14 protein-coding genes and 1 pseudogene are annotated in these 13,238 nt (G+C 71.0%); 8 read left to right on the top strand and 7 right to left on the bottom strand.

Annotated elements, in window-relative coordinates:
• Positions 1–45: 45 nt before the first annotated feature.
• Entirely contained in the window at positions 46–1,737 is a 1,692-nt protein-coding gene (locus AUV07_RS11785) for a sensor histidine kinase (protein ID WP_082802933.1), read from the top strand.
• Positions 1,738–1,863: 126 nt separating this feature from the next.
• Positions 1,864–2,151: a WXG100 family type VII secretion target gene (locus AUV07_RS11780; protein WP_062636322.1), complete on the top strand. Its 288-nt coding sequence runs from the start codon at positions 1,864–1,866 to the stop codon at positions 2,149–2,151.
• Between the two features lie 73 nt (positions 2,152–2,224).
• Here AUV07_RS11780 and groL read toward each other — a convergent pair whose 3' ends face one another.
• From groL to AUV07_RS11760, 4 genes are all read right to left on the bottom strand, one after another.
• Positions 2,225–3,844: a chaperonin GroEL gene (gene groL, locus AUV07_RS11775; RefSeq protein WP_062636321.1), complete on the bottom strand. Its 1,620-nt coding sequence runs from the start codon at positions 3,842–3,844 to the stop codon at positions 2,225–2,227.
• A 125-nt stretch (positions 3,845–3,969) separates the two neighbouring features.
• A complete protein-coding gene (locus AUV07_RS11770; protein WP_231868255.1) occupies positions 3,970–4,536 on the bottom strand; it encodes a LytR C-terminal domain-containing protein in 567 nt (188 codons plus the stop codon).
• Positions 4,537–4,606: 70 nt separating this feature from the next.
• Complete coding sequence (locus AUV07_RS11765; protein ID WP_062636317.1) at positions 4,607–4,867, bottom strand: DUF3263 domain-containing protein; 261 nt, start codon at positions 4,865–4,867, stop codon at positions 4,607–4,609.
• Positions 4,868–4,876: 9 nt separating this feature from the next.
• Entirely contained in the window at positions 4,877–5,869 is a 993-nt protein-coding gene (locus AUV07_RS11760; RefSeq protein ID WP_062636315.1) for a DUF2332 domain-containing protein, read from the bottom strand.
• A gap of 72 nt (positions 5,870–5,941) precedes the next feature.
• On the opposite strand from AUV07_RS11760, the gene msrB reads away from it, so the two are divergent.
• Both msrB and AUV07_RS11750 read left to right on the top strand, forming a co-directional pair.
• Complete coding sequence (gene msrB, locus AUV07_RS11755; protein ID WP_025105523.1) at positions 5,942–6,346, top strand: peptide-methionine (R)-S-oxide reductase MsrB; 405 nt, start codon at positions 5,942–5,944, stop codon at positions 6,344–6,346.
• Positions 6,343–6,945: pseudogene (locus tag AUV07_RS11750) on the top strand (nitroreductase family protein); the annotation flags it as partial. The gene msrB and the pseudogene AUV07_RS11750, both read left to right, overlap by 4 nt.
• Before the next feature lie 89 nt (positions 6,946–7,034).
• Here the strand turns inward: AUV07_RS11750 and AUV07_RS11745 are convergent.
• Positions 7,035–7,949, bottom strand: a complete 915-nt coding sequence (locus AUV07_RS11745; protein WP_062636875.1) for a DMT family transporter — start codon at positions 7,947–7,949, stop codon at positions 7,035–7,037.
• 164 nt (positions 7,950–8,113) lie between these two features.
• On the opposite strand from AUV07_RS11745, the gene AUV07_RS11740 reads away from it, so the two are divergent.
• Genes AUV07_RS11740 through AUV07_RS11725 form a run of 4 tightly spaced genes read left to right on the top strand, consistent with a single transcriptional unit; the run spans position 8,114 to position 11,758 of the window.
• Positions 8,114–9,025 (top strand): ABC transporter ATP-binding protein, encoded by a 912-nt coding sequence (locus tag AUV07_RS11740; protein ID WP_025105520.1) that lies wholly within the window; start codon positions 8,114–8,116, stop codon positions 9,023–9,025.
• Complete coding sequence (locus AUV07_RS11735) at positions 9,022–9,846, top strand: integral membrane transport protein (RefSeq protein ID WP_062636313.1); 825 nt, start codon at positions 9,022–9,024, stop codon at positions 9,844–9,846. The genes AUV07_RS11740 and AUV07_RS11735 overlap by 4 nt, the downstream gene beginning before the upstream one ends.
• Before the next feature lie 8 nt (positions 9,847–9,854).
• On the top strand, positions 9,855–11,093 hold the full coding sequence (locus AUV07_RS11730) for a sensor histidine kinase (protein ID WP_231868254.1): 1,239 nt from the start codon (positions 9,855–9,857) through the stop codon (positions 11,091–11,093).
• Positions 11,090–11,758 (top strand): response regulator, encoded by a 669-nt coding sequence (locus AUV07_RS11725; protein WP_062636311.1) that lies wholly within the window; start codon positions 11,090–11,092, stop codon positions 11,756–11,758. The genes AUV07_RS11730 and AUV07_RS11725 overlap by 4 nt, the downstream gene beginning before the upstream one ends.
• Before the next feature lie 7 nt (positions 11,759–11,765).
• Here the strand turns inward: AUV07_RS11725 and AUV07_RS11720 are convergent, their stop codons facing one another.
• Both AUV07_RS11720 and AUV07_RS11715 read right to left on the bottom strand, forming a co-directional pair.
• Entirely contained in the window at positions 11,766–12,719 is a 954-nt protein-coding gene (locus tag AUV07_RS11720; protein WP_062636871.1) for an aldo/keto reductase, read from the bottom strand.
• A 186-nt stretch (positions 12,720–12,905) separates the two neighbouring features.
• A complete protein-coding gene (locus AUV07_RS11715; RefSeq protein WP_062636309.1) occupies positions 12,906–13,193 on the bottom strand; it encodes a hypothetical protein in 288 nt (95 codons plus the stop codon).
• Positions 13,194–13,238 lie beyond the last annotated feature (45 nt).

Here is a 13,238-nt window from a genome sequence, read left to right as displayed (position 1 = left end):
CCCGCCGTCCCCGGACGGCATCGCCGCCGCACGAGGGAGGACCGCATGGCGCACAAGCCGGATGCGGTCACCGCCTGGTGGCGGCGCATCAGCCTCCGTGCCAAGGTCACCGGCGTCACGGTCGCCGTGCTCGCCCTTGGTCTCCTCGTCGCCGGGATCGGGACGGTGCCGCTGCTGCGGAACGCCCTGGTGGAGAACATCAACGCGCAGCTTCCGGCACTGGTGACCAGCGACCTCGTCGACCGGTACTTCGACACCACGACCATCGACGGCGTCACCACGTACACCCCGCGGGACGAGAAGCCCCGGGACTTCTCCTTCGCGATCTACGATGCGGAGGGCGCCCTGCGTGCGACGGCCCCCAGCGCCTCCGGTCGTGCCCCGGTCTTCCCCGCGGAGTACTCCCTGTCGGACGCCCAGGCGAACGAGGATCAGGTGCTCGCCCTCGAGGACACGGACGGCCGGGTCTACCACGCCGCCGCGGCCGTCGTGCAGCAGGAGGGCGACCCGCTGAGCATCCAGATGGTGGCGCTCCCCCTCGCCGAGGCCGACCGCATCATCAGCCAGTACTTCGGGATCTACATCACCATCGCCCTCATCACGATCCTCGTCGCGGCACTGCTCACCCGCGGCCTCGTGACGCTGACGTTCCGTCGGCTCGGGCAGGTCGAGCAGACCGCCATGTCGATCGCTGCCGGCGACTTCCGGCAGCGGCTCACCGACCTGGAGCCGACCACCGAGGTCGGGCGCCTGAACGCGGCCATCAACACGATGCTCGACCGGGTGGATCGCTCCCTGGCTCAGCGCGATCGCACCGTGCAGCACATGCGACGCTTCATCGGTGACGCCAGCCACGAGCTGCGCACTCCGCTCGTCAGCGTCCGTGGCTATGCCGAGCTGTATCGCATGGGCGCGATCAAGGGCGAGGAGGATACCGCCAGGGCGATGGAGCGCATCGAGAAGGAGGCGATCCGCATGGGCGTCCTCGTGGAGGACCTGCTCGCGCTCGCCCGACTCGACGAGGAGCGCGAGCCGCAGATCGTCCCGCTCGACCTCCGCCCCATCGCACGCGATGCCGCCCTCGACGTGCGGGCCGCAGCTCCGGGCCGCACGATCTCCGTGATCGACCGCACGCTCGAGAACGTCCCGACCACACCCATCCGCACCCCGGTGGTGCCGATCGCCCCGGAGCCCGCGCCGAAGCCGCGCCCCCGCGCCACCCTGTCGCGCCTTCGTCGCCGCGCGCGGCCGCAGGAGCAGCCGCCGGCCATCGACTTCACCGAGGTGGCCGACATCCCGGTGCGGACACCGCCGATCGTGCTCGGCGAGGAGAACAAGGTCCGTCAGGTCGTCACGAACCTCCTCGGCAACGCCCGCCGCTTCTCCCCCGAGGACAGCCCGATCGAGATCGTCGTGGACTCCGACCGCGCGGCGGGCACCGCGAGCATCTCGATCGTTGACCACGGCGAGGGGGTCCCGCCGCAGATCCGGGAGCAGATCTTCGAGCGGTTCTGGCGAGCCGACACCTCCCGCGCGCGGGAGACCGGCGGCTCCGGCCTGGGATTGGCGATCGTCGCCTCCATCCTCAAGGCGCTCAACGGCGACATCGCGGTGTCGGAGAGCCCGGGAGGCGGCGCCACCTTCACCGTCACGCTCCCGCTCGCGCCGGCGCGCTCGACCCCGGAGCATCTCCTCGAGGACACGCAGCCTCTGGACCGGCTCGACGACCTCCCGTAGGCATCCGCTCCTGCACAGACTTCTCGCGGAGCGGCCTTCTCCCGGCTTTCCGACCGGATGCGGGCTCGCCTCTTCGGGGGCGCTGCACCCCCCCGTACCGTCGGAGCTTCCTCGAAGGGAGATCCCATGACCGTCTTCACCGTCGACACCGACGCCGTCCACGCGGCGGAGGCCGCTACCCGCGCGACCATCGAGCGCCTGCGCGCCGAGTCCGCCACCCTCATGTCCCAGCTCCGACAGCTGCAGAGCGTGTGGGTCGGCACGGCCTCGGCCGCCTTCCAGAGCTGCGCCGAGGAGTGGCAGGGCGCCCAGCAGCACGTCGAGCTCGTCCTGGACGGGATCGGCACCTCGCTCGGCACCGTGGCCACCCAGTACGCCGAAGCGGATCAGTACTCGGCGAGCCTCTTCCGCTGAGGGACGCAGAAAGCCCCCGGCCGGAGCCGGGGGCTTTCCGTGTGAGACCTGGTTCCCTGAACCTCTCAGAGGATCAGAAGTCCATGCCGCCCGTGGGGTCACCCGCGGGAGCCGCAGCCTTCTCGGGCTTGTCGGCGACGACGGCCTCGGTCGTGAGGAACAGGCCGGCGATCGACGCGGCGTTCTGCAGCGCGGAACGCGTGACCTTCGCCGGGTCGATGATGCCCTGTGCGAACATGTCGCCGTACTCGCCGCTGGCGGCGTTCAGGCCCTGGCCCGCGGGGAGCTCGGAGACCTTGTTGGCGACGACACCCGGCTCGAGACCGGCGTTCAGCGCGATCTGCTTCAGCGGAGCCTCGATCGCGACGCGCACGATGTTCGCACCGGTCGCCTCGTCGCCCTCGAGCGAGAGAGCGTCGAGCGCCTTCGTGCCCGACTGGATGAGCGCGACGCCACCACCGGGGACGATGCCCTCCTCGACGGCTGCCTTCGCGTTGCGGACGGCGTCCTCGATGCGGTGCTTGCGCTCCTTGAGCTCGACCTCGGTCGCAGCGCCGGCCTTGATGACGGCCACGCCACCGGCGAGCTTCGCCAGGCGCTCCTGCAGCTTCTCGCGGTCGTAGTCGCTGTCGGTGTTCTCGATCTCGCGACGGATCTGCGTGACGCGACCCTCGATCTGGTCGGCCTCGCCGGCACCCTCGACGATCGTGGTCTCGTCCTTGGTGACGATGACCTTGCGCGCACGGCCGAGCAGGTCGAGCGTGGCGTTCTCGAGCTTCAGGCCCACCTCTTCGGTGATGACCTGGCCGCCCGTGAGGATCGCGATGTCCTGCAGCTGCGCCTTGCGACGGTCGCCGAAGCCGGGGGCCTTGACGGCGACCGACTTGAAGATGCCCTTGAGCTTGTTCAGCACCAGTGTCGCGAGAGCCTCGCCCTCGACGTCCTCGGCGATGATGACGAGCTCCTTGCCGTCCTGGATCACCTTGTCGACGATCGGCAGGAGGTCCTTGATGTTGGAGATCTTCTGGTTCGCGATGAGGATGTACGGGTCCTCGAAGACGGCTTCCTGGCGCTCCGGGTCCGTGACGAAGTACGGGTTCAGGTAGCCCTTGTCGAAGCGCATGCCCTCGGTGAGCTCGAGCTCGGTGCCGAAGGTCTGCGACTCCTCGACGGTGACGACACCCTCCTTGCCGACCTTGTCGATGGCCTCGGCGATGAGCTCGCCGATCGCGGGGTCGGCGGCGGAGATGGAGGCGGTCGCGGCGATCTGCTCCTTGGAGTCGATCTCCTTCGCGGTGCTCAGCAGCTCCTCGGTGATCGCGGCGACGGCCTTCTCGATGCCGCGCTTGAGGGAGATGGGGTCGGCTCCGGCCGCGACGTTGCGCAGGCCCTCGCGGACCAGGGCCTGAGCGAGGACCGTGGCGGTCGTCGTGCCGTCACCGGCGACGTCGTCGGTCTTCTTGGCGACCTCCTTGACGAGCTCCGCGCCGATCTTCTCGTACGGGTCGTCCAGCTCGATCTCCTTGGCGATGGAGACACCGTCGTTCGTGATCGTGGGGGCGCCCCACTTCTTCTCGAGCACGACGTTGCGACCACGCGGGCCGAGGGTCACCTTGACCGCGTCGGCGAGGATGTTGAGGCCACGCTCGAGGCCGCGGCGGGCCTCCTCATCGAAGGCGATGATCTTTGCCATGAGTTTTGTCGTCCCTCCTGGACGTAGACGGTGGGTTTAGCACTCAGAGTGAGAGAGTGCTAACGCCATTCTGGCACTCGACACCATCGAGTGCAAGCCGTGCGATCTGCGTGGGGAGACGGCCGTCAGGGGGCCGGAGTCTCGGGGACCGACGCGGAACGGTCGAGACCGATCACGACCGTGAGCTGCTTCTGGCCGTCCTCGGTCTGGCCGGCGTAGTAATCGCTCTGCTGCACCTCCGCACCGCCGATGACGCCGGCGAGGCCCTGCGCGGCCTCCTCATCCTCGGCGGTGACGTAGTACACGGTCGTCGTCTCGAAATCATCGCTCGCGCTGTCGCTCGCGAGCACGGTCTCCGCCGCCCACCCCGCGTTGATGAGGGTGTCGCGCATCTGGTCGTCGAGCCCGTTGTCCGGGGTCGCGTTGAGGATCAGCACCGAGTACGTCGGGTCGATCACCCCTGTCTGCTCCGGTGTGGGGGCCGCGGACGGGGCGGCCTCCGGGAAGAGGTCGATGCGTCCCATGACGGTCAGGGCGCCGAAGATGCCGGCGATGATGAGCACGAGGGCGGCGACGAACGACCACAGGAGCACGACCCAGCCGTTCATTCCCGGGGCTTCGGCGCGGTGCGCTCCTACGCGTCCGGTGGAACGGGGGACCTCGTCGAAACGGTCACGGGGGGGCTTGGACACCCCTCGATGCTAGCGGCACGTCCCTGGCAAACCGTTCCGCGACCGGCCCGATCCCCGCGGTCGCGTCCGCTCAGCCGGTGAAGCCGGGGATTCGCGCGGCCCGTCTGGCGCCGCGGGCGTCCCGAAGCCGGCGCAGCCTGCGCACGAGCATCGGGTCGAACTCGAGCGCGGCCTCGGAGTCGATCAGCCGCCCGAGCAGCTGGTAGTAGCGCGCCGCACTCATGCCGAGCCTGCTGCGGATGACCTCCTCCTTCATGCCGCCATGGCGGGGCCAAGCGGCCTCCAGGGCGAGGATCGCGCGATCGCGCTCCGTGAGGGGGTCTGCGGACATGCCCTCAGATTAGGTCGTCGGACGGCGATCCCTCGCGCGCCACTCCCACCACGCGCCGAGCGGATCCGCGGCGGCGCGCACTCGGCCATCGTGCGCGACGACGAAGCCCGGCCAGGTCTCCGCGTCGACCGGTGGTTCCCACACGTCGAGGAGGCCGGGTGGGTCGATCGTGACCCAGTGCGCCGGCAGTCCCGCGATCGTCGCGACGAGGTCCGTCCGCTCCGCCCGCGGGATGTGCACCAGCACCCCCGGGGTCGTGATGACCAGAGTGGCGTCCGCCGGAGCCGACGCCGCCAGATCGTCCAGGTGGGCGGCCGCGTCGCCGGCGACGAGGAGCGGAGGGTGGGCGGCGACGATGTCGAGCGCGGCGATGATGCGCTGCTCCCTCCCCTCCTCCCCCGGCCATACGAGCGCGCGGAGCCAGCGCCGGTCGTCGGCGGCCGCCGCGTCCAGCGGGGCGAGGTCGATGCCCGCGCGCCACACGACCTCGGGCAGGTGCAGCGGCGGAAGGTCTCCGGACACGGTGCTCTCCAGCAGCACCGTCGAGGGGCCGTCGAGCGGATCGAGGGCGCGGCGGACGCGTCCGTCTCCGTCGGTGAAGCGGAACGAGTAGCGATCCGGGTAGAGGCACAGGCCCGCCGCGGCGCCGATCTCCAGCAGTGCGATCGGCCCGTCGATCTCGGCGAGCACGGGCAGCAGGGCGGCGGTCCGCAGAGGTTCGTTGGTCTGCAGGGCGCGCCGGGTGCACTCGCCGACGAGCCGGTCGGCCTGCGCGAGGACGAACTCACGCCACTCCCGGTACGGTCCGTGACCGGCGCCGAGCAGGCGGGACACGGCGAAGACGAGGGGTGGCTGACGTCGCGTCGGCGGGATCCGTCGCAGAAGCTCCCTGATCTCCGGGTCGGCGGCGACCCCGGCCGCCCACTCCGCGTACAGCGCGCTGCGCCCAGGAGCTTCCGTCGCCGCGAATCGGGCATAGCGCTCCTGCACGGCGTCGGTCATGCGTCCATTCTGACGCGAAGCGCCACCGACGCCCTCGCCCGAGGGAGAATGGAGAGGACTCAGGAGGACACGATGCCCTACAGCGTGAACAAGACCGAAGACGAGTGGCGCGACGAGCTCGGCGAAGAGCAGTACGCCGTGCTGCGCCAGGCGGCGACCGAGCGCGCCTGGACGGGTGAGCTGCTCGACGAGGAGCGCGCCGGCCTCTACACCTGCGGCGCCTGCGGCGCCGAGCTGTTCAAGAGCGGCACCAAGTTCGACTCGGGCTGCGGCTGGCCGAGCTTCTACGAGTCGGTCCGGCCGGATGCGGTCGAGCTGCTCGAGGACGACAGCCTCGGCATGGTGCGCACGGAGGTCCGCTGCGCGACCTGCGGTTCGCACCTCGGCCACGTCTTCCCGGACGGCTTCGGCACCCCCACCGGTGACCGCTACTGCATGAACTCGATCGCGCTGAACTTCACGCCCGACGAGTCGTGAGCGCCCTCGACGCCGTCCGCGCACGGCAGTCCTGGTCGAAGGTCGGCGACACCGCCCCGGGGCGCGAGGAGCTGGTGACGCTCGTCGGTGCCGCCGGCCGCGTCGCCGACCATTCCTCGCTGCGCCCCTGGCGTCTGATCGAGCTGCGCGGCGCGGACCGCGAGGCCCTCGGTGCCGCGATCGCCGAGGCTCAGGGCGACGCGGAGCCGTCGACGAAGCCGCTGCGGGCCCCGCTTTTGATCGCGGTGGTCGCGAGCTACCGTCCGAGCGAGAAAGTGCCGCGCTGGGAGCAGGAGGCGGTGGCCTCCGGCGTCGCGCATGTGCTGAGCCTGCTGCTCGATGAGGCGGGGTGGGGCGTCATCTGGCGCACCGGACACTACACGCGCTCGGAGCCCGTGGCGCGCATGCACGGGCTGGGGCCCGACGAGGAGCTCCTCGGCTGGCTCTACGTCGGCGCGAAGCCCGAGGGCAAGAGCCCCGGCCGGCGTAAGACGGTCGACGCCCGCGCGCTTCTCACCCGGCCACCGAAGCTCTCTCCGGAGGAGCGGGCGGCAGCCGAGGCGGCGGCGCAGGAGGCCGAGAGGAAGAAGGCCGAGAAGGCCGAGAAGAAGGCCCGCAAGAAGGCGAAGAAGAAGGCGAAGAGGAAGGCGAAGAGGAAGGCCGCGAAGGCCGCGAAGAAGAGCCGCTCCTAGAGCCGGCGTCGACGCCAGGGCACCGCGACCAGCACCGAGCCCACCGCCACGATGACCATCGCAATCACCTGCCACAGCGCCGGTCCCGCCTGCGCCGGCCAGAGCAGGTCGATCACGACGGACGTCACGAGCTGCCCGAGCACCGATCCCAGCCCCATGAGCAGCACGCCCGTGTGCGCGACGATGAAGGCGCCGAGCAGGATGTAGCCCGCACCGAGGAAGCCGCCGAGGTAGAGCCAGGGCTCGGTCGGCAGCGCGGCCGGCCACCCCCGCACGGCGACGCTGGTGCCGGCGGCGACCGCCAGGACCAGGGTTCCCGCGATGAAGCTCATCAGGGTGGCGGCGATCGGCGACTGCACGCGCTGGGCCAGCCGACCGTTCGTCGCGGCCTGCCAGGCGATGCCGACACCGGCGGCGAAGGGCAGCAGCAGCATCCACAGCGGGGCGGTCGCCAGCACATCGCCCGAGAGGGAGATCCCCACCGCGGCGAGCGCGAGCACGCCGCCCATCACCCGGCCGGGGGTCACGGCCACGACGCCCGCCGGTCCGAAGCCGATGCGGTCGAGGACGAGGCCGTGCAGGGTCTGCCCTGCCACGACACCCACCGTGAAGAGGGAGACGCCGAGGATGCCCGCCGTCAGCCCCTGGGTGGAGACGGTGAGAGCGCCGCAGGCTCCGCCGAGGAGCATCCAGAACGGGATGCTCCGGTCGCGGATGCCGCGGCCGAGGCGCGCAGCACCACGACGCGCTGAAGGCAGGAAGGAGATGACGACGGCGAGAGCCACGAGCCCCACCGCGAAGGACAGGAAGCCGGCGACGATGCCGTTGTCGACACGCACGCCCAGGACCCCGTTGATGCGCGCCTGGATCGCGGTCATGACCCCGATCGCGACGGCTCCCCCGAGCGCCAGAGGGGCGGGGAGGCGGCGGGCGGGAGTCACCTCTCGACACTATCGGAGCCTCCGCGGGCACCTGTCCTCCACGGCGCCGTCCTCCCGGAGGACGATCGCACCGCACCGGGGAATCGTCCTCCGGGAGGACGCGCCGCGCCCCGACGGTCCGTAGCGTGGGTACCATGATCACCGCAGAAGGCCTCACCAAGAGATTCGGGGACAAGACCGCCGTCGACGGCGTGTCCTTCACCGTGCAGCCGGGGACCGTCACCGGCTTCCTCGGACCGAACGGCGCAGGGAAGTCGACGACCATGCGCATGATCGTCGGGCTGGACCGTCCGTCGGCCGGCCGGGCGACCGTCGCCGGCCAGGAATATCGCAAGCTCCGGGCGCCCCTCACCGAGGTCGGCGTGCTCCTCGATGCCAAAGCCGTGCACACCGGTCGGACAGCGCGGGATCACCTCCGCGCGATGGCCGCCACGCACGGCATCCCGACGTCGCGCGTCGACGAGGTCATCGAGCTCGCCGGCATCGGCGCGGTCGCCCGCAAGCGCGCCGGGAAGTTCTCCCTCGGCATGGGGCAGCGCCTCGGGATCGCCTCCGCACTGCTCGGCGACCCGCACACCCTCATCCTCGATGAGCCGGTCAACGGCCTCGACCCGGAGGGCGTCCGCTGGGTGCGCCAGTTCGTCCGGCATGCCGCCTCCGAGGGCCGGACGGTCCTGCTGTCCAGTCACCTCATGAGCGAGATGGCGCAGACCGCGGACCACGTCATCGTGATGGGGCGAGGCAAGGTCCTCGCCGACGCTCCGCTGGCCGAGCTGGTGCGCTCCTGGACGACAAACCGCGTGCGCGTGCGGACACCCCGCCCCACCGACCTCGTGGCCGCGGTGGGCGGTCCGGACGTGGAGATCGTCAGCGCCGCTCCCGATCTGCTCGACATCGCGGGGCTCCCGGCAGCCCGCATCGGCGACCTCGCCGCGGAGCGCGGGATCCCGCTGCACGAACTCACCCCGACCACCGGATCCCTCGAAGAGGCCTACCTCGCCCTCACCGGCGACGCCGTCGAGTACCGCACGAAGGAGCTCTCATGACCGCCGCCCCCGCCGTGACGACCCCGGCCCTCACGCCCCCTGCCGTCGACTCGGGTCGGCGCCTCACCTTCGCACGCGCCGTGCGCGGCGAGGCGATCAAGCTCATCACCCTCCGGTCGACGTGGTGGTCCATCGCGATCGCCGCCGTGCTCACGATCGGCATCGCCGTCCTCATCGCCCAGGCGATCGATGCCCCCGGGTTCGACCCGATCCAGGCGGTCGTCATGCCGATCCAGTTCACGATGCTGCTCGCCGGCATCATCGGAGCGATCTCGGTCACCGGCGAGTACTCCACGGGCATGATCCGCTCGACGCTGACCGCCGACCCGATCCGCGGGTCCGTGCTGCTGGCGAAGTCGCTCGTGCTCGCGGGCTTCCTCTTCCTGTCGTCGCTGGTCATCTTCGGCGTCGCCGCGGTCGCCGTGTCCGCCGTGGTCGCGGGACGGGAGCAGGGCATCGACTGGTCGGACCCCGCGGCCTCCGTCCTGCCGATCGTGGTCGCCTCCCTCGCCATGGCCGTCTTCGCGCTGATCGGCGTCGCCTTCGGCTTCATCCTGCGCTCGGGTGCCGGAGCGATCGCGGCGACGGTCGGTCTGCTGTTCGTCCTGCCGATCGTCGCGAGCTTCTTCGCGATGGCGGGAGAGGCCTGGGCCTGGGTGATCGACGCCTCCGCCTACCTCCCCGTGGCCGCCGCGCAGAGCGCGATCCTGCCCGGTGACACGGCAACGCTGGATGCGCCGGTCGCCTTCCTCACCCTCGGCTGCTGGGTGGTCGGCGGTCTGCTGGCCGCGTGGGCCGTCCTCCGCACGCGGGACGCGTAGGAGACCGGGTGCCGGCGAAGCGACGCGGAACGGACACGGTCCGGGAGGACGAGGGGCTGCGGCTCCCTCGTCCTCCCGGCGTGTTCCGGTGTTTCTGGGCGCGCCATCCCGTCCTCGCCGACGTCCTGCTCACCCTGCTCTGCATCGTCCTCACGATCACACCCGCCGCGCGCATCGACGATGACGACCGCGGCTCCGTCGGGCTCGTGCTCGCCGCCCTGCTGCCGCTCTGCGTGGTCGCCGCCTCCGCCACCCTGCTCTGGCGCCGACGGAAGCCGTGGCTCCCGGCGATCGCGGCGATCCTGCTCGACGTCTTCCTCCTGTTCACCGCGCTTCCTGGGAGCAGCCCGCTGCTGCTGTTCGCCGGCTACTCCCTCGCCGTCTACCGTTCCACCCGTGCCGCGTGGACCGCTTTCGGCATCGGCGTCGCCGCCAGCGCCTCGGGAGCCGGGCTTCTCCTCTGGGCCGGCGTCTTCACACTCCAAGGGGCGGTCAACGCCCTGCTCGGCACGGTCGTGCTCGGCCTGATCGGCACCCTGATCGGCGCGAACGTCGGCAACCGGAAGCGCTACCTGGACGCCGTCATCGACCGCTCCCGGCAGCTCCTCGTGGAGCGCGACCAACAGGCGCAGCTCGCCGCTGCGGCGGAGCGGGCGCGGATCGCACGCGAGATGCACGACATCGTGTCGCACTCGCTGACCGTGGTCGTGGCGCTGTCCGAGGGAGCGGCCGCAACCCCGGACCGCGAACAGGCGCGCGCGGCGGCCACCTCTGCGGCGGACACCGCCCGCAGCGCGCTCACCCAGATGCGGGCGATGCTCGGGGTGCTTCGGGACGACGACGCCCCGCTCCTCCTCGCGCCGGTCTCGCCCGCATCCCCGCAGGAGACCGTCGCGGCCGCGCAACGGACCGGGTATCCGGTGACACTCGCCACCACCGGCCACGCGGACGTCTCGTCCGACGTCGCCCACGCGCTCGGCCGGATCGTGCAGGAGGGGCTGACGAACGCGATGCGGCACGCGCCGACCGCGACCGCCGCATCCGTGCGACTCGAGTACATGCCCGCGTCCGTGGTCGTCGAGATCGTCAACGACGGCGTCGCGGGCTCTCCGGGCGAGGGAGGCTTCGGTCTCCGGGGTCTCCAGGAACGCGCCTCCCACGTCCACGGCACACTGGAGTCGCGGCCGGACGGTGCGGGCCGATGGATCCTTCGCGCCGTGCTGCCGACAGAGGAGGAGAACAGATGACATCACCCATCCGCGTGCTCCTGGTCGACGACCAGGAGCTGATCCGCCTGGGGTTCCGCATGGTCCTCGAGGCGGAACCCGACATCGTCGTCATCGGGGAGGCCGCCGACGGGAAGGCGGCGATCGCGCAGAGCGCCGCACTCGCCCCCGACCTCGTGCTCATGGACATCCGGATGCCGGAGCTCGACGGGATCGCGGCGACGACCGCCATCGTCGGCGCGCGTCCCGACACGAAGGTGCTCGTCCTCACGACCTTCGATCTGGACGAGTACGCCTTCGGCGCGATCCGGGCCGGTGCCAGCGGGTTCCTCCTGAAAGACGCCCAGCGCCAGGAGATGCTCTCCGCCGTCCGTGCCGTCCATCGCGGAGACGCCGCGCTGGCGCCCCGGGTGACCCGCGTGCTGTTGGAGCACGTCGGCTCGCAGCTCGGAACCAGCGCTCTCGACGAGGTCGACGACGCCGGGTACCGCTCCCTGACCGAACGCGAGCGCGAGGTGTTCGTCGCGATCGGCCAGGGGCTCACGAACGCCGAGATCGCGGCGTCGCTCTACGTCGGCGAGTCCACGGTGAAGACGCACGTCGGGCGGATCCTGGCGAAGCTCGGGGCGCGGGACCGGATCCATGCCGTGATCCTCGCGCACCGGCTCGGCCTCGTCGGTCGGTGAGAGCGGGTCAGCCCTGCGGCGGCGTCCAGGCCGACACGCGGTTCAGGCGCTCGACCTCGTCGGTCGACAGCTCCAGCCGCGCTCCGGCGAGCAGATCCGGCACCTGATCCACCGTCCGGGCACTCGCGATGGGCGCGACCACGGTCGGCTGCGCACGCAGCCAGGCCAGGGCCGTCGCGGCGACCGAGGCGCCGTGCGCTCCGCCGATCTCGTCCAGCGCGTCGATGATCCGAAGTCCAGCCTCGGTGGCGTACTTCGCAGCGCCGGCGGCCCGCGGAGACCCCTCTCCCCCGGCGTCCGTCGAGCGGTACTTGCCGGTGAGGAAGCCGCTCGCCAGCGCGTAGTACGGCACGAGGCTCAGCCCGAACTCCTCGGCGACGGGGATGATGGTGTCCTCGACGTCGTTACGGTGCACGAGGTTGTAGTGCGGCTGGACGGCGACCGGTCGCGCGACGCCGAGGCGGTCCGCGATGTCGATCCACTGCCGGATGCGGTCGGCGGTGTAGTTGGACACCGCCACGTGCCGCACGAGCCCGTCCGTGACGAGGGCGCCGAACGCCTCGACCGTCTCCTCCAGCGGCACGGACTCGTCGTCGAAGTGGGCGTAGTAGAGGTCGATCTCGTCGACGCCGAGGCGAGCGAGCGACGCCTCCGCCGCGCGGCGCACGTTCCCCGCCGAGAGACCGCGGAAGGCGGGGTGCTGGCTGACCTTGGTCGCGACGACGACGCCCTGGGGCTTCCGCGCCGCGAGCAACGCTCCGATGATCGTCTCGCTCTCGCCGCCCTCGTTGCCGGGAACCCACGCACTGTAGGAGTCCGCCGTGTCGATGAAGTCGCCACCCCCGTCGACGAAGGCGTCGAGGACGGCGAAGGAGGCGTCGCGGTCGGCCGTCCAGCCGAATACGTTGCCGCCGAGCGCGTGAGGGAAGACGTCGAGATCACTGGAGCCGATGCGGGTCATGTCCGAGACAACCGCGACGAGCGGCGCGAACATTCCCGCGGTGAGGCGAAAGATGCGCAGGTGGCCGGGGCGGGGTGCCGACCACCTGCACCCCAGTAACATAACACCCTCCGAAGTGATACGCGAGACAGCGGCTGTCGAGAGTGAGCCTCCGAGGCGGAACATCGTGAGATGAGCACCTGCCAGCTAGTGGCGACCCGTGTCTATCCCGTGTCGCGCTTCGAAGTCTCGGATGTCCCGCAGCGCGCGCCTCACCGTGAGCACGTACGCGATCGCCAACGCCCCGCTCACCGCACCGACGGCCACACGCATCACATCGAGCGCGCGCGCGTCCGTCAGAACACCGGAGCTCAGCCACCAGACGGCGCTCACCGTCCAGAACACGGCGAGCACGATCGCCCAGGTCTTCCGTCGCTGCAGTGCGAGCCGCTGCTGGATCAGCGATGGGCCGGACTCGTCCGCGGGTTCGCTCATGCGCAGAGCCTAGCGCTGGGCCCGTGGGTGCCGGTGAAGTGGGTC

This window comes from Microbacterium sp. CH1, from assembly GCF_001595495.1.
GTDB lineage: Bacteria > Actinomycetota > Actinomycetes > Actinomycetales > Microbacteriaceae > Microbacterium.
Note: the sequence above shows the minus strand (reverse complement) of the source record. Positions and strands in the feature narration are given on the sequence as shown.